This window comes from Cellulomonas sp. SLBN-39 (assembly GCF_006715865.1).
In the GTDB taxonomy this organism is placed as follows: domain Bacteria; phylum Actinomycetota; class Actinomycetes; order Actinomycetales; family Cellulomonadaceae; genus Cellulomonas.
Genome location: NZ_VFOA01000001.1, coordinates 415,079 through 434,513 on the forward strand (window position 1 = coordinate 415,079; position 19,435 = coordinate 434,513).

The window sequence follows — 19,435 nt, forward strand, 5'->3', positions numbered from 1 at the left end:
CCGGGCGCACGCCCACCCGCACGGCGCGTCCTGCGCGGCGCGCGGGACCGCGTCGCGCAGCGCCGGCGCAGCACCTACTGCGCGGCGCGCTCCTGGAGCTCGACGCGGACGTCCCGCTCGTCCTCGCCGGTCCGGACGCGCAGCACGACCGTGTCGCCCGGCTCGCGCGCGCGGATCGCGACGATGAGCTCGGCCGGGGCGGTGACGGGTCGTCCGTCGATCGCGAGGATCACGTCGCCGCGGCGGACGCCCGCGAGGTCCGCTGGCCCGCCGGCGACGACCGCCTCGGTGTCCGGCGGGTCCTCGACGTACACCTGCACGCCCTCGCCGGAGTACCGCTCGTCGAGGAGCACGCCGATGACCGGGTACGTCGCCGCGCCCGTCTCGATGAGCTGCTCGGCGGTGCGCCGGGCCTGGTTCGACGGGATCGCGAACCCCAGGCCGATGCTCCCCGACGCGCCCGACAGGCGGCCCGGCGGCTGGGCGATCGCGGAGTTGATGCCCACGACCTCCCCCACCGCGTTGACCAGCGGGCCGCCCGAGTTGCCGGGGTTGATCGCCGCGTCGGTCTGGATGGCGTTGATGAACGCCTGCGAGCTGTCGTCACCGGCCACCACGGGCCGGTTGAGCGCGCTGACGATGCCCGTGGTGACGGTCCCGACCAGCCCGAGGGGCGCGCCGACCGCCACGACCGGGTCGCCCACGACGATCGCGTCCGAGTCGCCGAGCGCGAGCGGCACGAGGCCGGCGACGTCGATCTTGAGGACGGCGAGGTCGTACTCGGCCGTCGCCCCGACGACGCGCGCCGCGTGCTCCGACCCGTCGGAGAGCAGGACGACGACCTCGTCGTCGCCCGCGCCGGACACGACGTGGTTGTTGGTGAGCACGTACCCGTCCTGGCGCAGCACGAACCCGGAGCCGGAGCCGACGCCGTCGGCCGTCTCGACCTCGATCGACACGACGGACGGCAGCACGCCGGAGGCGACGCCGGCGACGGACTCCGGGGACCGGTCGACGGGCTGCGCCGACGTGCCCGCCGTCGGCAGGCCCGCGTCGGGGATCCGGTCGTCGGACGCGGACCGGGCGCCGAGCACGCCGCCGGCGAACCCGGCACCGAGCGAGGCGAGCACGATCGGCACCACCCACGCGACCGACAGGTGCCGTCGCCGCCGGCGCCGCACGGCCGGACGGACCGGCACGCCCGGTGCCGCGGGCGGGACCGCGACCGGTACCGGGCCGGCGGTCGGCACGGGCGCGCCCGCCGCCGGGGGCGTCGGGGCGTCGGGGCCCGGCGGGGCCGGCACGTCGGGGGTCGCGCCCGGGGGAACCTGCCGGGACGTGCCGTCGTCCGCGCCCGTCACGGGTGCGTCGTCGCCCGACGGGCGGTACGCGGACGGCGGGGCGAAGAGCGGCGGGGGCGGCGGCCCGCCGGCCGGCCCGGCGGCGTCCGGGTCCGCGGCGTTCGGGTCCTGCGTCACCGGTCTCCCCACGCACCCGTCACGGTCTGCCAGCCACGGCCGATGCGGCCGGGCACGGTGTCGTCGTACTCCCCGGTGCCGAAGGCCGCCACGACGGCTGCCACCTCGTCCTCCCCGGCCGTCGAGACGACCTGCACGACGGTGCCGTCGGCCTGCCACACGCCCTGCCACGGCTCGTAGGACAGCACGTGCACGTCGCGCCCGCCGACGGTCTCGACGGGGACGCCCGCGAGTGCCGACGCGTCCAGCACGCCCTGCTGCTCGGTCACGACCACGGTGCCCCCCGGGCCGACCAGGTCGACCTCGAGGACCTCGGCGTCGTCGCCCGTCCAGCGCACGGCGGAGACCTCCCAGCCGCCCGGCAGCCCGGTCGGCAGCGCCCAGCCCTGCGCGGACAGCCGGCTGACGGCGGTCTGCGTGAGCGCCTGCCCGGGCTCGGCGGTGCGGTCGGCCTCGGCGAGCAGCCCCAGCGCGAGCGCCGGGCTCGTCGTCGGCTGGACGACCGGGCGCGCCCCGAGCACGAAGAGCATCGCCGCGACCGCGCCGACCCCGGCGACGGACCCTGCGACCAGCCGCACCGGGCTGCGGCGCGAGACCACGTCGCCGCGCAGCGTCCCGGCGACCCGGGGCAGGGCGTGGGCACGCACGTGGTGGCCCGCGAGCGGCACCGCGAACGGGTCCCGGGCGGTCGGGGGCGGCACCGGGCGGCACGAGCCGCCCAACGACAGCAGCCGGGCGGTGAGGTCCTCGGTGGGCTGCACGGGGTCCGCCCCGGCGAGCGCGCGCCGGGCGGCCCGGGCGGCCTCCAGCTCGTCGGCGCACTGGCGGCAGACCGCCACGTGCGCGAGCGCCCGCTCGGTCGCGGCCGGGTCGAGCTGGCCGTCGACGAGCGCGCTGATCCACGAGCCGAGGTGCGTCACCCGCGCACCTCCGCGGGGACGGGCACCGGGGCGCCCGGGTCCGGGGCGGCGGCGAGCGCCGCGGGCGACCGGTGCGCGAGCGACTCGCGCAGGCGGGCCCGCGCACGGTGGATGCGGGAGCGCACGGTGCCGAGCTTGATGCCCAGCGTGACGGCGATCTCCTCGTACGACAGCCCCTCGATGTCGCACAGCACGACCGCGGCCCGGTACTCGGGCGGGAGCTCGTCGAGGGCCCGCTGCACGTCGTGGTCGAGGTTGCCGGCCTCGAAGGCCCGCTCGGGCGTGCTCAGCGCGTCGGGCGACGACCAGCGCTCGGTGTCGTCGCCGATGGACTCGATGCGCACGCGCTGACGGCGTCGGGCGCCGTCGAGGAAGAGGTTCGTGGTGATGCGGTGCAGCCAGCCCTCGAAGGTGCCGGGGCTGTAGGTGTGCAGCGAGCGGAACACGCGGACGAACGTCTCCTGCGTGAGGTCCTCGGCGTCGTGCCGGTTGCCCGTCAGCCGGTACGCGAGGCGGTACACGCGTGCGGAGTGCTCGCGGACGATCTCCTCCCACGACGGTGCCTGCCACTCGGTGGTGGGCGGCTGGGTCATCGGTGCGTGCTCTCCTCGTCTCGTGCACGGTGCGCGTGCGCGCCCGTGCGCGTCCAGTCTCGCACCGCGGCGCGGACGGCTCGACCTGACGCACGTCCGGCTCAACGCACCGGCACGGCCCGACGTTCCCCGGGGCGGCGTTCCCCGGGGCGGCGGGTGGGCGGCGATACGCTGGGCCCGGCGTGCCAGGCGGTCCGCCCGGCACGCCGCCGACGCACGGGGGACCCCTGGGAGGTCGTCATCTCCACCGACAAGGCCCAGAGCTGGGTCTACTGCGAGGAGTTCCTCGCCGAGGACGACGTGCTCCTCGACGCGCGCGAGCGCGCGTCGCACCTGGGCTGCACGCCCGTCCTGCCGGGCACGGGAGCCGCGCTGAGCGTCCTCGCCGCGGCCGCTCAGGCCCGGGCGGTCGTCGAGATCGGCACGGGTGCGGGCGTGAGCTCGCTGTACCTGCTGCGCGGCATGCCGGCCGACGGCGTGCTGACCACGATCGACGTCGAGCTGGAGCACCAGCGGGCGGCGAAGGAGGCGTTCGTCGCCGAGCGGGTCCGCCCGACGCGTACGCGCGCGATCTCGGGGCGCGCGCTCGACGTGCTGCCGCGCCTGACCGACAGCGGCTACGACATGGTGTTCGTCGACGCGGACGCCGACGGGTACCCCGGGTACGTCGAGGAGGCCGTGCGGCTGCTGCGTCCCGGCGGCGTGCTGGCGGTCGACGACGCGCTGTGGCACGACCGGGTGGCGGACCCGGCCCGCCGCGACGAGGCGACGACGACGATCCGCGACGTGGGCCGTCAGGTGCGTGCCGACGACCGGCTGATCCCCGCGCTGCTGCCGACCGGGGACGGGCTGCTCGTCGCCGCCCGGCGCTGACCGCCCGGCACCCGCCGCACGCGGGCGGCACGGCGGGACCGCACCCGGCCCGGGCACGGTCCCGCTGCGGTGCCGTCAGGCCTCGAGGTGGTCGAGGTAGTCCAGCAGGAGGCGCGCGCCGTAGCCGGTCGCACCCTCGGTGACCTCGTGCTTGTCGGACGTCGAGCGCGCCGGACCGGCGACGTCGAGGTGCGCCCAGGCCCGCGTGCCGACGAACCGGCGCAGGAACAGCGCCGCCGTGATGGATCCACCGCCGATGGCGCGGTCCGACGGCACGTGCCGCAGGTCGGCGACGGAGGAGCGGACCGCGTCCTCGTAGTCGTCGACGAGGGGCATGTGCCACGCGGCCTCGCCGCTGCGGTCCGCGGCCGCGAGCAGGGCGGCGACCGTGGCGTCGTCGGTGCCGTAGAGCGCGGCGTGCTGCTTGCCCAGGCCGAGGCTCGCGGCACCGGTGAGGGTCGCGACGTCGACGAGGACGTCCGGGTCGAGCGTCGCGTCGGCCCAGGCGAGGGCGTCGGCGAGCACGAGGCGCCCCTCGGCGTCGGTGTTCGCGATCTCGACCGTCGTGCCGCCGTGCAGCGTGAGCACGTCGCCCGGCCGGTAGGAGGCGGCACCGACGTGGTTCTCGGCGAGCGGCAGCACGGCCGTCACGCGGTGCGCGCAGCCCAGGGCGGCCGCACCGAGCACGGTCGCGAGCGCCACCGCGGCGCCCGCCATGTCCGTCTTCATCGGCACCATGGCCTCGCGCGGCTTGATGCTCAGCCCGCCGGTGTCGTAGGTGATGCCCTTGCCGACGACCACGACGTGCCGGCCGGTCGCCTGCGACGGCGTGTACGTGAGCCGGACGAGCCGCGGGGGCGACGCCGAGCCCGCGCCGACGGCCAGGATGCCGCCGAACCCGCCGTCGGCGAGCTCGCGGGGTCCGAGCACCTCGACGTCGAGGCCGGCCGCGGCGCCCAGGCGTCGGGCGTGGTCGGCGACCCACTCGGGGTTCTTGGTGCTCGACGGGGTGTTCGTCAGGTCGCGCACGAGCCACGTCGCCGACGCGGCGGTGCGGGCGGCGGCGACGGCGGCCTCGACGCGCGGACCGTCCCGGCCGAGCAGCACGAGGTCGGCGGGGGCCGGCGCGGCGGGGGCCGTGCCCGTGCGGGGGGTCGTGTACGCCGCGAGGAGGTACCCCTCCGTGACGGCCCGGGCCGCGTCGGCGGCGCCCGACGCGTCGTGGTGGGTCTGCGCGCCGACGGTCGCGGCGACGACGCCGAGGCCGCGGGTGGCACGGGCCAGCGCGGCGCCGGCGCGCCGCAGGTCGGTCGGGCTCTCGTCGCCGACACCCACGAGCACGAGGCGCGGGGGCAGGCCGGACCAGGGCAGCACGACCGAGGAGCCGACGGGCCGCGGCAGGTGCACGGTGAAGGCCTCGCCCGCGGCACCGGTGAGGCCGGCCCGCTCGGCGAGCTCGGCGAGGTCGATCCCGTAGCGGGCGGCCGCCTGCGGCGTGCCCGACCGCGGGGCGAGCGCGTCGTCCCCCTCGCGCCCGGGGGCCACCTGCACGGCGACCGCGTCGACGGTCCCGTCGGTGAGGAGGGGCGAGTCGCCGACGGCGCCGCTGTGCGGCGTCACCTCGGGCAGGTCGCGGGGCAGGTCGCGCGGCAGCGGGTCGGTGCGCGGGGCGTCGGTCCGACGCCCCGCGGCACGCCCGGGCCCGGTGGTCCGTGGGCTCATCGAAGCCCGGTCAGCCCACGACGGAGGTGAGCGCCTCGCCCAGCTCGGCGGCCTCGGTCGCGTTGAGCTCGACCACCAGCCGTCCGCCGCCCTCGAGGGGCACGCGCATGACGATGCCGCGGCCCTCCTTGGTCACCTCGAGCGGTCCGTCGCCGGTCCTCGGCTTCATCGCGGCCATGCGGCCTCTCCTTCGCCTCGTGCGTCGCCCGGCCGCACGGCGTCGGGCGGGCCCGACAACACGCTGAGCAGCCGGTTGTCCGTCGGCCATCTTAGGTCACCGGGACCCCACGGGTCCGTCGGTGCGTACGATCCGGTCACGCGTCCGGCTCGGCGGGGCGCCCGCGGCACGCGCGCGCGGGTGCGCGGGACCCGTCACGGGGGCCAGTCGCCGCCCGGGTTGAACTCCCACATCTGCCGGATCCACAGCACGTGCAGCCCCAGCATGAGGACGAGCACCGCACCGAACCACGCGCGCCGCGCCCACGTCGGCCGGGTGACCACCCCCGCCGTGACGGCCGCCAGCGGGAACGCCAGCAGCAGGAACCGCGCGAGGCTCGACCCCGGCTCGATGACGGCGACGATGTAGAGCAGGTAGGCCGCGGACCACGCGTGCAGCTCCGGCTCCAGGCGCCACGCCGCCGGCACCACGAGAACGGCGACGACGAGCGCCGCACCCGCCACGACCAGCCAGGGCCCCCACGCGCCGAACCAGAACTGCGGCACGTACGTCCACCCGAAGAACGGCGTGGTCTCCCGCACGCCGCGCCACGCCTCCTGCGTCTGCAGGTAGCCGTCCGGCACGCCCGTGAACCAGCCGCACAGCAGCGGCCACGCGACGCCCGACACGAGCGAGGCCAGCAGCAGACCCCCCACGCCGAGGCCGTCCCGGACCGTGAACGTCTCGGTGCCGCGGCGGGCGCGCCACAGCCGCACGATCCCGTGCACCCCGACGACCACGGCCATCGGCAGCGCGACCGCCCGGGCGAACCCCAGCAGCACGACGACGACCACGGCCCAGCCGTACCGGCGCCGGACGACCAGCAGCAGCGACGACGCCACCAGCAGCAGCGCGAGCGACTCGGTGTAGGCCACCTGCAGCACCGCGGCGGTGGGGAACACGCTCACCAGCGCGACGGTCGCCAGCGGCAGGCCCGGGCGGGCGGCGACGGCGCGCGGGGCCCCGTGCACGACCACCTGGTGCACCACCAGCACCGCCGCGGTGGCCAGCGCGAGCGACACGACCGGCGCCGCGAGGACCCAGCCCGCCCCCGTGATCTCCATGACGCCGCGCACGAGCGCCGGGTACAGCGGGAAGAACGCCCACGCGTTCTGCTGCACGAGCCCGTCGGGCCCGACGGGCAGGGTGTCCGGGTACCCGCTCTCGGCGATCTGCCGGTACCAGCTGCCGTCGTAGAACAGCGCGACGAACGTGGCGTACCCCGGGTTCGCCCCCGCCCAGTGGCTGGCCTCCTGCACGCCGGACGTCCACACGAAGACGACGGCGGACAGCGTGCGGGCGGCCGCGTGGACCAGCAGCACGTGGACCCACCACGGCCACGCGGCCACGCGCGCCCACCACGCGGCACTCCCCTCGGCGGCAGCCTCCGGCGCACCGCCCTCCGACGCAGCGCCCTCCAGCGCGGCGCCCTCCGCACCCGGCCCCTCGGCGCGCGCCGCGTCGTCCCGCGTCACGCCGTCCCGCGTCACGCCGTGCCCCGCACCGACGACCAGGGGGCGAGCTCGCCCCGGACGGCCGCGACCATGTCGAGCGTGCGCCGGGTGGCGGCCACGTCGTGCGCGCGGAACACCCGGGCGCCCAGCCACGCCGCGACGGCCGTCGCGGCGAGGGTCCCCTCGAGACGCTCGTCGGGCGGCAGCCCGAGGGTCTCGCCGACGACGTCCTTGCGGCTCAGTGCCATGAGGACAGGGTGCCCGATCTCGACGACCTGCGGGGTCGTCCGCAGCAGGTGCAGCGAGTGCCAGGTCGTCTTGCCGAAGTCGAGGGTCGCGTCGACCAGCACCGAGGCGGGGTCGACCCCGAGGGCGACGGCCCGGGCCGCGGCGGCCCTGAGGGTCGCGACCACGTCCTGCACGACACCGTCGAGGGGGTCGGTGCCGTCGGCGGCGGCGTACGTGGTGCGCCACGGGTCCGTCCGCGGGGTCGCACCGCCGGTGTGCGAGCACACGACCCCGAGGCCGCGCTCGGCCGCGACCTCGACCAGGCCCGGGTCGTGCCCCGCCCACGTGTCGTTGAGCAGGTCGGCGCCGGCGTCGGCCGCCGCGCGCGCGACGGTCGCCCGCCACGTGTCGACGCTGACCAGCAGGTCCGGGTGGCGGCGGCGCACGCGCTCGACGACGGGCACGACCCGCGCGATCTCCTCGGCCTCGTCGACCGTAGGCCCACGCCCGGCGCGCACGCCGCCGACGTCGAGCAGGTCCGCACCGTCCGCCACGGCACGGTCGACGGCGGCGTCGACCGTGCCGTCGGAGAACCGGGCGGCGGCGTAGAACGAGTCCGGGGTGCGGTTCACGACGGCCATGACCACGGGCCGGTCGGGGCCGAAGGTGCGCCCCCGCAGCCGCAGCGGCGCCGCCCCGGCGGGCACGCCCGGCAGGCCCGGCCCGGGCACCGCGGCGGTCACCACCCCGACGCCTCGTCGGCGGGCGACGCCGCAGCCGCGGCCGCACGGTCCGCGGCAGCGCGCGCGGCCGCGGCCTCCTCCTCGGCGCGCAGCTCTGCGCCGCGGGTGACCACCGCCTCGACGGCCTCGGCGGGGCTGTCGACGACCTGCAGCAGGTCGACGTCGGGGGCCGCGATCATCCCCTCGTCGTGCACCGTGGTGCGCAGCCAGTCCAGCAGGCCCGACCAGTACCCGCGCCCCAGCAGGACGATGGGGAACCGGGTGACCTTGTGCGTCTGCACGAGCGTCAGCGCCTCGAAGAGCTCGTCGAAGGTGCCGAAGCCGCCGGGCAGCACCACGAACCCCTCGGAGTACTTGACGAACATCGTCTTGCGGGCGAAGAAGTAGCGGAAGTTCACGCCCAGGTCGACCCACCGGTTCATGCCCTGCTCGAACGGCAGCTCGATGCCGAGGCCGACGGACAGCCCGCCCGCCTCCGCCGCACCGCGGTTGGCGGCCTCCATGATCCCCGGGCCGCCGCCGGTGATCACGGCGTACCCCGCCTCGACGAGACCACGGGCCACCGCCTGCGCGTCGTCGTAGTACGGGCTGCCGGGGCGCACCCGGGCGGAGCCGAACACGCTCACGGCGGGGCCGACCTCCGCGAGCGCCCCGAACCCCTCGACGAACTCCGACTGGATGCGCATGACCCGCCACGGGTCGGCGTGCAGCCACGCGGTGCCCTCGTTGCGGGCGAGCAGCCCCTGGTCGGACGTCGTGGTGGGGATCTGGTCGCGGCGCAGCAGCACGGGCCCGCGGCGGTACTCGGCCGGGGGCGGCTGCGGCACGGGCCCGGCGGTGGGGTCCGTGGGTGCCGTCCGGGCGTCGTCGTCCTGGCTCATGGCGCCGACTCTAGGCGGAGGCCCGGGCCGCCCGCGCGCACCCCGGCGCGTCGCGGGCGGCCCGACACCGGCGCGGACGCGGGGTCAGGACGAGCCGAGGGGCAGCCCTTCCGGCCGCCGGCCGGTCAGCCAGCCGCGCAGCGCGGCGAGGCACGCGTGGATCTGGTCGACGGGGCAGCGCTCGTCCTGCGTGTGGGCGAGCAGCGGGTCGCCGGGGCCGAAGTTCACGGCCGGGATGCCGAGCGCGGAGAAGCGCGCGACGTCGGTCCAGCCCTGCTTGGCCGACGGCCGACCGCCCGTGACCTCCAGGACCGCGGCGGCGAAGTCCTGCGCCGTCGCGTCGTCCAGGCCGGGGCGGGCGCCGGGGGCCGCGTCGACGACGACGACGTCGTAGCCGGGCAGGACCTCGCGCACGTGGGCCTGCGCCTCCTCGACCGTGCGGGACGGCGCGAAGCGGTAGTTCACGGTCACGACGCACGCGTCGGGGATCACGTTCGTCGCGGTGCCGCCGGACACGAGCACGGCGTTGAGGCCCTCGCGGAACACCAGGCCCTCGACCTCGACGTCGGCGGGCCGGTACGCCGCCAGCCGCGTGAGCACGTCGCCGGCCGCGTGCACCGCGTTGACGCCGGTCCAGGAGCGGGCCGAGTGCGCCGCGACGCCGCGCAGCCGGACCTCGGCGCGCAGCGTCCCGTTGCACCCGCCCTCCAGGCCCGCGGCGGTCGGCTCGCACAGCACCGCGAAGTCGCCCTCGACCCAGTCGGGGTGGTGGCGCACCACGCGCCCGAGCCCGCTGAGCGAGGCGTCGACCTCCTCGTGGTCGTAGAACACCCACGTGACGTCGTGCACCGGGTCGGTCAGCGTCGCGGCGAGGACGAGCTGGACCGCGACCCCGGACTTCATGTCGACCGTGCCGCGCCCCCACAGCACGCCGTCCTCGAGCCGCGTCGGGAGGTTGCCGGTGACCGGCACCGTGTCGAGGTGGCCGGCGACGACGACCCGCCGCGGCCGCCCCAGGTGCGTGCGCGCCACGACCGTGTCGCCGTCGCGCAGGACCTCCAGGTGCGGGTGCTCGCGCAGCGCGGCCTCGACCGCGTCGGCCAGCGGCGTCTCGTCGCCCGAGACGGAGGGCAGGTCGCACAGCTCGCGCGCGAGCGTCACGACGTCGGCGGACAGGTCCAGGGTGCGGGCGGCCACGTCGCCGACCCTACGCCGCCGGCGCGTCGCGGCGTCCACGACGTCTGCACACCGACGCGCCCGACCCTGCACCGGACCGCCACGCCGTGCGCCCGGGTGCGCGCCGTAGGCTGTCGGGCCATGACCGACCGCACCGCGTGGGGCCACGGCCTGGCCACGACGACCCTCGACGGCACGACGCTCGACGTCTGGTACCCCGCCCCCGCGCTGGGCGCACCGCCCGCCGGCGCGACGCCCGACGCGGCGCTGCTCGCGGCCGAGCGCGACGACGAGGCCCGCCGCGTGCGGGTGCACGTCGTGACGACGGTCGTGGACCTGGACGCCCCGCCCGCGGGCACCGCCGACGCCTACCTGCGCCTGCACCTGCTCTCGCACCGCCTCGTCGCCCCGCACGGGCAGAACCTCGACGGGATCTTCGGCGTGCTGCCGAACGTCGTGTGGACCGACCGCGGCCCCTGCGCGGCCGAGCACTTCGAGGAGACCCGGCTGCGGCTGCGCGCCGTCACCGGGACGCCCGTCACCGTCTACGGCGTGGACAAGTTCCCCCGCATGGTCGACTACGTCGTCCCGTCCGGCGTGCGGGTCGCCGACGCGGACCGGGTGCGCCTCGGCGCGCACCTGGCACCCGGCACCACGGTGATGCACGAGGGCTTCGTGAACTTCAACGCCGGGACGCTCGGCACGTCGATGGTCGAGGGGCGCATCTCGGCGGGCGTCGTCGTGGGCGACGGCTCCGACGTCGGCGGCGGCGCGTCGATCATGGGCACGCTGTCGGGCGGGGGCCGCGAGGTCGTGCGGCTCGGCCGCCGCTCGCTGCTCGGCGCGAACTCCGGCCTCGGCATCCCCCTCGGGGACGACTGCGTCGTCGAGGCCGGCCTCTACGTGACGGCCGGCACGAAGGTGACGCTCGTCGGGTTCGAGGGCGAGGGGTCCCGGGTGGTCAAGGCCCGCGAGCTCGCGGGGGCCGACGGCGTGCTCTTCCGCCGCAACTCCCAGACGGGTGCGGTCGAGGCCGTCGCCCGCTCCGGCGCCGGGGTCGCCCTGAACGCCGTCCTGCACAGCAACTGAGCCCGACCGGATGAGCACGCGACGCCCACCCCGCGGCTCCCGGCGCGCCCGCGGGTCGCGGCGCACGCCCCTCGCGGGGTGCCTCGGCGTCGCGGGGGCGGTGCTCGGCGGTGTCGCCCTGGTCGCCGTCGGGGCGACGGCGGTGGTCGCCCTGCTCGACGAGGTGCGCCCCGCGGCCGTCGCCGAGCCGCGGTGCACCGCGCACCTCGACGGCACGGACTGGACGCTCACCCCCGACCAGGCGCAGAACGCCGCGCTCATCGCGGCGCTGGGCGTGCGCCGCGACCTGCCCGCGCGGGCCGTGACCATCGCGCTGGCGACCGCGCTGCAGGAGTCTCGCCTGGAGAACATCGACTACGGCGACCGGGACTCCGTGGGGCTGTTCCAGCAGCGGCCGTCGCAGGGCTGGGGCACGGTCGAGCAGATCATGGACCCGGTGTACTCGACGACCCGGTTCTACGACGGGCTCGTCGAGGTGCCCGGGTACGAGGACCTGGAGGTCACCGTGGCCGCGCAGGCCGTGCAGCGCTCGGGGTTCCCCGACGCGTACGCCCAGCACGAGGTGCGCTCGCGCGCGTGGGCGTCCGCGCTGACCGGGCACTCCCCCGCCGCGGTGACGTGCGTGCTGCCGGGCGCTGCGTCCGCGACGGAGGACGTGGCGGCCCGCCTGGCACGGGACCTCGGCGACCTGCCGACCACGGCCGTGCCCGGCTCCGAGGGTGGGGCGGCGACGGTCGACGTCGACGCCACGTCCCTCGACCCGGCCGACGCGGTCCGCGCCGGCTGGGCCGCCGCCCAGTGGGCGGTCGCCGTCGCCCAGCCGACCGGTGTCGACCTGGTCGCGGTGGGCGACCATGTGTGGGACCGCACCGCGGGCGCGTGGTCCACCGTCGAGGACGGCGCGCTGCCCCCGGGGCAAGTCCGGCTCACGCTCGCCGGCTGACGCGCGAGCGGGCCGCGACCGACCCGCCCCGGCCCGTCAGCGCTCGGCGACGCCCACGTAGTCGCGGGCGACCGCACCCGTGTACACCTGCCGCGGTCGGCCGATCTTGGTCTGCGGGTCGTTGATCATCTCGCGCCACTGCGCGATCCACCCCGGCATGCGGCCCAGCGCGAACAGCGGCGTGAACATCTTCTCGTCGAAGCCCATGGCCTTGTAGATCAGGCCCGTGTAGAAGTCGACGTTCGGGTACAGCTTGCGGGAGATGAAGTACTCGTCGGACAGGGCGATCTCCTCCAGGGACATCGCGATGTCGAGGAGCTCGTCGTTGCTGCCCAGGGCCTGCAGGACCTCGTGCGCGCTCTTCTTGACGATCGCCGCGCGGGGGTCGTAGTTCTTGTAGACGCGGTGCCCGAAGCCCATGAGCCGGACACCGTCCTCCTTGTCCTTGACCCGGCGCATGAAGTCCGAGCCGTCGCCGCCGTTGGCCTTGATCTGGTCGAGCATGGTCAGCACGGCCTCGTTGGCGCCGCCGTGCAGCGGGCCCGAGAGCGCGTTGATGCCCGCCGCGACGGAGGCGTAGATGTTCGCGTGGCTCGACCCGACGATCCGCACGGTCGACGTCGAGCAGTTCTGCTCGTGGTCCGCGTGCAGGATGAGGAGCTTGTCGAGGGCGTTGACGACGACCGGGTCCGGGTCCCACTGCTGGTACGGCACGGCGAACGTCATGCGCAGGAAGTCCTCGACGTACCCGCGCGAGTAGTCCGGGTACAGCAGCGGCTCGCCCTTGGACGTGCGGTGCACGTACGACGTGATGGTGCGCGTCTTGGCGAGGATCAGCACCGTCGCCAGCTCGACCGTCTCGGGGTCGAACGGGTCGAGCGACTCGGGGTAGAACGTCGACAGCGCGTTCAGCGCGGACGCCATGACCGTCATCGGGTGCGCCCCGCGCGGGAACGAGCCGAGGAACGTGCGGAAGTCCTCGTGCACGAGCGTGTGGCGGTTGACCCGCTCCTCGAACGCGTGCAGCTGCTCGGCGTCGGGGAGCTCGCCGTGCACGAGCAGGTAGGCGACCTCGAGGAACGAGGAGTGCTCCGCGAGCTGCTCGATCGGGTACCCGCGGTAGCGCAGGATCCCCGCGTCGCCGTCGATGTACGTGATCTGGGACTCGCACGAGGCGGTGTTCATGAAGCCCGGGTCGACGGTGACCATGCCGGTGTCGCGCAGCAGCGACGACACCACGATCCCGTCGTTGCCCTCGGTGGCCTGCACGACCGGCAGGTCACGGGCCTGCCCGTCGACCACGAGCTGGACGGGGGCCTGGACCGGTGCGGTCACGACGTCCGACATGGGGGTTTCCTTCCTGCGCCGACCAAGGGGGGCAGCCGACGCCGGTGCGGTCCACCGTGCGCGCTGCGGCGACCGACGGCCGGTGAGATGACCCCCGTCGGTCCGCTGAGACGGTACCTGGCACCGGCACCCCGTGACGAATGTCCTGCCCGGACTTGACCTGCGTGTGACATTCATCACACTCTGGGGTCAGGCGTCCCGGAGCCGCTCCGCCGCCTGCCCGACGCGCTCGTCCGACGCGGTCAGCGCCACCCGCACGTGCCCCGCCGCGGCGGCACCGTAGAACGCGCCCGGCGCCACCAGCACGCCCAGCCCCGCGAGGTGGTCGACCGTCTCCCAGCAGTCCCGCGGCGGACCGTCCGGACGGACCCACAGGTACAGGCCCGCCGCCGACCGGTCGACCACGTACCCGGACGCCTCGAACGCCGCGCGCAGCGTCGACCGACGGTGCGCGTACCTCGCCCGCTGCTCGGCCACGTGCGCGTCGTCGCCCAGCGCCGTCGTCATCGCGGCCTGCACCGGGGCCGGCACGATCATCCCCGCGTGCTTGCGCGTCTCCAGCAGGCCCGCGACCACGGCACCGTCGCCGGCGACGAACGCGGCCCGGTACCCCGCGAGGTTCGACTGCTTGGACAGCGAGTACACGGCGAGCAGGCCCGTGAGGTCCCCGCCGGTCACCCGCGGGTCCAGCACGCTCGGCACGCCGGCCCGCACCCACGGCTCGTCCCACGCCAGCTCGGCGTAGCACTCGTCCGACGCCACCACGACCGGCCGGCCCGTCCGCGCCGACGCCGCCCGCGCCGCCCCGACCACCGCCGCCAGCTCCTCCACGCCCAGCACCGAGCCGTCGGGGTTGCCCGGGGAGTTCAGCCACACCAGGCGCACGTCGTCACCGGCGGCCAGCCGGGCGGCCGGGTCCGCGCACGGCTCCGGCGTCGCACCCGCCAGCCGCGCCCCCACGTCGTACGTCGGGTACGCGACCGCGGGGTGCAGCACGACGTCGCCGGCACCGAGGCCCAGCAGCGACGGCAGCAGCGCGACGAGCTCCTTCGAGCCCACCGTCGGCAGCACCGCGTCCGGGTCGAGGCCCGGCACGCCACGGCGACGGGCGAACCACGCCACGACCGCCTCGCGCAGCGCCGCGGTGCCGTGCGTCGTCGGGTAGCCCGGGGCGTCCGACGCCGCGACGAGCGCCTCGCGCACCACCGCCGGCGTCGGGTCCACCGGGGTGCCCACCGACAGGTCGACGATGCCGCCCGGGTGCCGGCGCGCACGCTGCGCGTACGGCACCAGCGCGTCCCACGGGAAGTCGGGCAGCGCGCCCGTCAGCAGCCCCATCGGTCCCCCGACCGGGTGCCCGCGGCGGTCACTCGCCGTGGACGCGCAGCGGCAGCGTGGCGATGACGGGGTGGTCGCGGTCGATCTGCCCCATCTTGGCCGCACCGCCCGGCGAGCCCAGCTCGTCGAAGAAGTGCACGTTGGCCTCGTAGTACTGGCCCCACTGCTCCGGGACGTCGTCCTCGTAGTAGATGGCCTCGACGGGGCACACCGGCTCGCAGGCGCCGCAGTCGACGCACTCGTCCGGGTGGATGTACAAGGAGCGCTTGCCCTCGTAGATGCAGTCGACCGGACACTCCTCGATGCACGCCTTGTCCTTGACGTCCACGCAGGGTTCGGCGATCACATACGTCACGGTCGGTTCCTCCACGAGTGCAGGGGTCGACCTAGTATCCCCCACGTGCACGGTCCTTCGAGCCCGAACCCGCCCGGCAGCACCCCGCAGGCCCCCGCAGGGCCCTGGCGGGAGTGGTCCGTGGGCGACCGCGTCGTCGTCCGCCGGCGCCGTGACCTGCCGCCGGACGCCCCCGCGGGCGAGCCCCGGCACACCGACGTCCTCGGGCACGTCGTCGAGATCGACGGCGACGGCGTGACGCTGCGCACCCGCCACGGCGACGTCGTGCACGTCCCGGCGGACGTCATCGCGCTGGGCAAGCGCGTCCCGCCCCCGCCCGCGCCGCGCACCCGCCGGCACCGCGAGGACGACCGCCCGGACCCCTGACCCCCGGCGGACGCGCCCCGGCAGCACGGAGGGCGGCCGAGGCAGAGCCACGACTGCCCTCCGGGCACGACCCGGGTCAGCCCTCGGGCGCACCCGCCGCCGGCGCGCTGCCGCACACCACGCGGTTCTGCGGCTTGTAGCGCCACGTCGTCGACGTCGTGTCCACCAGCTCGCCCTCGAGGTACACCCGGCGGGTGTTCGTCACCGTGAAGCCCGGGTTCCCCGCGCTCTGCGGCTCGCACGTCGCCGACTGCGAGTACACCGTCGACGGCTGCACCACGCCCGACCGGCCGCTCTTCTCGGTCTCGACCGTGAAGTGCTTCGTGCCCCAGATCTGCACGTGCACCCGCCCGTCCGCGACCCAGGCCTGCACCAGCGCGCCGTACGGGGTGTTGTTCTTCCACCTCATGTCGATGACACCGGTGAAGATCGTGGCCTCGCGCCCCTCGGGGTAGCGCTGGAACCACTCGCTGTGCGGCTGGTGCTCGACGTCCTCGAAGCCGGCGAAGTACGCCGCGTTGAACGTCGTCGTCGAGATCTGCGACAGGCCGCCGCCCCATGCGTCCCGGTGCTCGCCGTTGATGATCGCGCCCGCCTGCACGTACCCGTGCGCGCCGTCCACCGGACCGAGCGCCTCGGTCAGGCTGAACGTCTCGCCAGGCTTGATCAGGGTGCCGGAGATCTTGGCGGCGCCGTTCGCGATGTTCTGCGTGCGGCGCGGCTCGCTCGTCAGCGGCGTGGAGAACTCCGAGACGACCTCCTTGACGCCGAGGGCCTCCAGCGCCTCCGTCGTCTGCGCCGGGTCCGTCTCGACCAGCTCGATGCGCGCGGCCCGGTCGTCGGCCGTCGCGGCCGCCAGCACGGAGTCCGCGAGCTGCGCGGGGTCGATGCTCGTGCCCGCCGCACCCGGCACGATCACCGGCGCACCGTCCTGGAACTCGAAGTGCGCGTCCGACGCCGGGGTCAGCAGGTCGGGCAGCTGCTCGAGGACCTTCGCACCCAGCGCCTCGCCGTCGAGCTGGGCGACGAGCTCGCCCTCCTCCGGCACGAAGGCGGTGTTCGCGGTGATCGTCGCGACGTCGAGCGTCGCCTGCCGGTCGCCGACCTGCACCGTGACCGGTGCCGCCGCGAGCCGCTCCGCGATCTCGTCGAGCACCCGCTCCGTCTCGGCCTGCGTGACGTCGGGCTCCGTGACGACCGTCGGCAGCGCCAGCGGGCGCTCCCCCGAGAGCCACTCGTCGCGGACCGTCGTGGCCGCCGCGTCGAGGTCGAGCTCCCAGCCGTCGACCGCGTCGGTCATGTGCGCCGCACCGTCGGCGAACACGACCGTCCCGTCGACCGGTGCCAGCCGCACCGTCTCCGACAGCCCGTCGAGGGCCGCGTCGAGCGCGTCGTCGTCGACCTGCGTCACCGGCGTGACGTCCCCGACGCCCACCAGGTGCTCCCACAGCCGCACGGGCTGGGCCAGGTCGACGCCGGTCAGGGAGTCGACCGTCGCCTCCGGGTCGAACGTCAGTCCCGCGGCGACCGGGTCGAGCTCGGCCTGCGCGTCCTCCGCGACGACCGGCACCGCCTCCCCCGTGCGGTCCGCGAGACCGTCGGTGAGAGCTGTCACGGCCTCCGTGCTCGCCATGCCGCCGATCTCGACGCCCGCGACGGTGGCGCCGCGCGGGACCGTGTCACCGAGCGCGTACGACGCGCCCGCGTACACGCCGCCCAGGATCAGCACCGCGCCACCGACGACCGCCAGGACCCGGGGCCAGCGCCGTCGCCCGTCGTCCGGCTCGAAGACGTCGAGCGGCGACGGGTCCTCCGGTGCGGCCACCTCCGCCGACCCGGGAGCCGGTGCCGGAGGCGGAGCCGGAGCCGCGACCGCAGCGGCGGACGGACCGGCCGCCGTCTCGTCGCCGGCCTCGGTGGGCTGCGCCGGGACGGCCGCCGCGGCGGCCGGGAGGACCGTCGGGACGGCGCGCGTCGAGTCGTCGTCGCCGTCGTCCGCCGGGGGCACGGCCGGCCCGGCGGGCTGACCTGTGGTGCTCCCGGGGTCCGTCCCGGCGTCCTGGCGGGCCGTCGGCTCCGCCTCCGGCGCGGTCGCGGTGCCGGCCGTGCCCGACGTCGCGGCCGCGGCCGCAGCGGCGGCGAGCACCGGGATCGCCCGCGTCGAGTCGTCCTCGTCGCCGGGCTGCACCGGGCCCTCGGGACCGGCGGCGGCCGACGAGGGCGGCGACGGCGGGACCGCGGCAGGAGGGGCCGCCGGGGCCGGCACGGCCGCCGGGGCCACGGGCTCCCGCGTGACCGGTGGCGCGGCGACGGACGGCGTCGCGGCGCCCGCCTGCGGTGCACCCGCGCCCCGGGGCGCGTCCGTCGTCGCAGCGGCTGCGGCCGGAGGGACGGCTGCGGTGCCGGCACCGGCCGGGCGGGTCGGGGCGGCGGGGGCGGCGGTCGCGCCCGCAGCGGTGCCGGAGGCCGGCGCGGCGGGGGCCGCAGGCGCGGCTGCCGCCGCGGGCCCGTCGGCGGCGCCGGGCACCGATCCGCCCGCGGGAGCGGCGGGAGCCTCGTCACCGGCGGACGGTGCCGCCGTCACGGGCGGCTCAGAGGGCCGGTCAGGGGTCGACCCGTCGCCGTCCGCGGTCGCCGGGCGGCCGGAGAAGGACGACGTGAGCGCGGCCTGGGCGAGCGCCGAGAGCCCGCCGGACGTGAGCGCCACCGGGGCGGCGGGTGCGCCGCGCACCGGGGCCGGCGGAGCGGCGGCAGGCGCAGCGCCCGCCGTCGGCGGGACTGCCGCGGGCGGGGTGGCCGCAGCCGGCGGGGTCACGGCGGACGGCGCGGCCGCCCCTGCCGCCGCCGGAGGGACCGTCGGTGGCGTGGCTGCGGGCGGTGTCGCGGCGGACGGCGCTGCGGCGGACGGTGCTGCGGCGGACGCCGTCGGAGCGGGCGGTGTCGCGGCGGGGGTCGTCGCCGCGGGCGGTGTCGCGGCGGGGGTCGTCGCCGCGGGCGGTGTCGTCGCCGCGGGCGGGGTCAGCGGCGACTCGGGCGCAGGCCCGCCGGAGGCGTCCGCCTCGGGCGCCGTGCCCGCCCGGGTCGCGTCCGCGGGGGTCGTGGTGATCGCCACGTCCTCCCACGTCGGCCAGCTCGACCCGGGGTCGACGGGCGGCGGAGCCGGCGACCGGGGTGCACCGAGCACACGACCGGCCGGCCGGGTCGGTGCGACGGCGGAGGGTCGCGGCTGCTCGGCAGACGCGGGCGGCACGGCCACGGGTGCGGGGTCCGGCACCGTGGGGGCAGGCGTCACGCCCGCGCTGGACCGCTCACCGTGGGTCACCCCTGCCGGCGGCTGGTCGTCCTCGGTCGTGCCGGCCGGGGTCGCCTCGACCGGTGCCGCGGACTCCGGTGCCCGCTCGACCGGTGCCGCGGACTCCGGAGCCCGCTCGGCCGGTGCCGCGTCGGCCGGCACCTGCTCGGCCGGCTCGTCGGCTGCGGGCGTCGTCGGGTCGCCGTCGTCCTCGCCCGGAGCGTCGGCGGGCTGCTCGGCGACCGCCTCCGGGCCGCCACGCTCCTCGCGCTCGTCGGCCGGCGCGGCGCTCACGCCGTCGGTGCCGTCGGCGGGGGGCTCGACGCCGCCCTCGTGCGTGTGCTGCCCGGCCGGCGTGCCTGTGCCCTGCGTCATCGATCCCCCGAGGGTGCTCCCTGCGCGCGTCCTCTGCGCCCGGGC

General features: G+C 76.7%; 17 protein-coding genes. 4 read left to right on the forward strand and 13 right to left on the reverse strand.

Features of this window, described 5'->3' with window-relative positions; all coding sequences use genetic code 11:
* Positions 1-74: 74 nt before the first annotated feature.
* From FBY24_RS01860 to sigE, 3 genes are read right to left on the reverse strand one after another with little or no spacing between them, the layout of a single operon-like run.
* Positions 75-1,478 (reverse strand): S1C family serine protease, encoded by a 1,404-nt coding sequence (locus FBY24_RS01860; protein WP_255432162.1) that lies wholly within the window; start codon positions 1,476-1,478, stop codon positions 75-77.
* Positions 1,475-2,398: a zf-HC2 domain-containing protein gene (locus FBY24_RS01865; protein ID WP_142157574.1), complete on the reverse strand. Its 924-nt coding sequence runs from the start codon at positions 2,396-2,398 to the stop codon at positions 1,475-1,477. The genes FBY24_RS01860 and FBY24_RS01865 overlap by 4 nt, the downstream gene beginning before the upstream one ends.
* Positions 2,395-2,991, reverse strand: coding sequence for an RNA polymerase sigma factor SigE (gene sigE / locus FBY24_RS01870; RefSeq protein ID WP_142157576.1), 597 nt, complete (start codon positions 2,989-2,991; stop codon positions 2,395-2,397). The genes FBY24_RS01865 and sigE overlap by 4 nt, the downstream gene beginning before the upstream one ends.
* A 240-nt stretch (positions 2,992-3,231) precedes the next feature.
* On the opposite strand from sigE, the gene FBY24_RS01875 reads away from it, so the two are divergent.
* The gene (locus tag FBY24_RS01875) at positions 3,232-3,864 is read left to right on the forward strand and encodes an O-methyltransferase (RefSeq protein ID WP_142163050.1); all 633 of its coding nucleotides are present in this window, start codon (positions 3,232-3,234) and stop codon (positions 3,862-3,864) included.
* Positions 3,865-3,939: 75 nt separating this feature from the next.
* Here the strand turns inward: FBY24_RS01875 and FBY24_RS01880 are convergent, their stop codons facing one another.
* The 6 genes from FBY24_RS01880 to dapE all read right to left on the reverse strand — a co-directional run bounded on the left by FBY24_RS01880 (position 3,940) and on the right by dapE (position 10,306).
* On the reverse strand, positions 3,940-5,586 hold the full coding sequence (locus FBY24_RS01880; RefSeq protein WP_142157578.1) for a M17 family metallopeptidase: 1,647 nt from the start codon (positions 5,584-5,586) through the stop codon (positions 3,940-3,942).
* A gap of 10 nt (positions 5,587-5,596) precedes the next feature.
* Positions 5,597-5,764 carry a DUF3117 domain-containing protein gene (locus FBY24_RS01885; protein ID WP_013116243.1) on the reverse strand — a complete coding sequence of 56 codons (168 nt, stop codon included), beginning with the start codon at positions 5,762-5,764 and terminating at the stop codon, positions 5,597-5,599.
* Positions 5,765-5,958: 194 nt separating this feature from the next.
* Positions 5,959-7,278 (reverse strand): hypothetical protein, encoded by a 1,320-nt coding sequence (locus FBY24_RS01890; protein WP_186343251.1) that lies wholly within the window; start codon positions 7,276-7,278, stop codon positions 5,959-5,961.
* 11 nt (positions 7,279-7,289) lie between these two features.
* Positions 7,290-8,231 (reverse strand): dihydropteroate synthase, encoded by a 942-nt coding sequence (folP, locus tag FBY24_RS01895; RefSeq protein ID WP_255432163.1) that lies wholly within the window; start codon positions 8,229-8,231, stop codon positions 7,290-7,292.
* Entirely contained in the window at positions 8,225-9,109 is an 885-nt protein-coding gene (locus FBY24_RS01900) for a TIGR00730 family Rossman fold protein (RefSeq protein ID WP_142157580.1), read from the reverse strand. The genes folP and FBY24_RS01900 overlap by 7 nt, the downstream gene beginning before the upstream one ends.
* Before the next feature lie 84 nt (positions 9,110-9,193).
* Positions 9,194-10,306 (reverse strand): succinyl-diaminopimelate desuccinylase, encoded by a 1,113-nt coding sequence (dapE, locus tag FBY24_RS01905; protein ID WP_142157582.1) that lies wholly within the window; start codon positions 10,304-10,306, stop codon positions 9,194-9,196.
* Positions 10,307-10,426: 120 nt separating this feature from the next.
* Here dapE and dapD point away from each other — a divergent pair, with 120 nt between their 5' ends.
* Both dapD and FBY24_RS01915 read left to right on the forward strand, forming a co-directional pair.
* Positions 10,427-11,374: a 2,3,4,5-tetrahydropyridine-2,6-dicarboxylate N-succinyltransferase gene (dapD, locus tag FBY24_RS01910; protein ID WP_142157583.1), complete on the forward strand. Its 948-nt coding sequence runs from the start codon at positions 10,427-10,429 to the stop codon at positions 11,372-11,374.
* 10 nt (positions 11,375-11,384) lie between these two features.
* The gene (locus FBY24_RS01915; protein ID WP_255432164.1) at positions 11,385-12,317 is read left to right on the forward strand and encodes a hypothetical protein; all 933 of its coding nucleotides are present in this window, start codon (positions 11,385-11,387) and stop codon (positions 12,315-12,317) included.
* Positions 12,318-12,353: 36 nt separating this feature from the next.
* Here FBY24_RS01915 and FBY24_RS01920 read toward each other — a convergent pair whose 3' ends face one another.
* From FBY24_RS01920 to fdxA, 3 genes are all read right to left on the reverse strand, one after another.
* On the reverse strand, positions 12,354-13,664 hold the full coding sequence (locus FBY24_RS01920; RefSeq protein ID WP_142157585.1) for a citrate synthase: 1,311 nt from the start codon (positions 13,662-13,664) through the stop codon (positions 12,354-12,356).
* Between the two features lie 189 nt (positions 13,665-13,853).
* The gene (gene dapC, locus FBY24_RS01925; RefSeq protein ID WP_142157587.1) at positions 13,854-15,002 is read right to left on the reverse strand and encodes a succinyldiaminopimelate transaminase; all 1,149 of its coding nucleotides are present in this window, start codon (positions 15,000-15,002) and stop codon (positions 13,854-13,856) included.
* Positions 15,003-15,030: 28 nt separating this feature from the next.
* Positions 15,031-15,357, reverse strand: coding sequence for a ferredoxin (gene fdxA / locus FBY24_RS01930; protein ID WP_140459866.1), 327 nt, complete (start codon positions 15,355-15,357; stop codon positions 15,031-15,033).
* A 45-nt stretch (positions 15,358-15,402) separates the two neighbouring features.
* Between fdxA and FBY24_RS01935 the strand changes: the two genes are divergently transcribed.
* Positions 15,403-15,723, forward strand: a complete 321-nt coding sequence (locus tag FBY24_RS01935) for a hypothetical protein (protein ID WP_142157589.1) — start codon at positions 15,403-15,405, stop codon at positions 15,721-15,723.
* Between the two features lie 76 nt (positions 15,724-15,799).
* Here the strand turns inward: FBY24_RS01935 and FBY24_RS18875 are convergent, their stop codons facing one another.
* Positions 15,800-19,390 carry a VanW family protein gene (locus FBY24_RS18875; protein WP_160158403.1) on the reverse strand — a complete coding sequence of 1,197 codons (3,591 nt, stop codon included), beginning with the start codon at positions 19,388-19,390 and terminating at the stop codon, positions 15,800-15,802.
* Positions 19,391-19,435 lie beyond the last annotated feature (45 nt).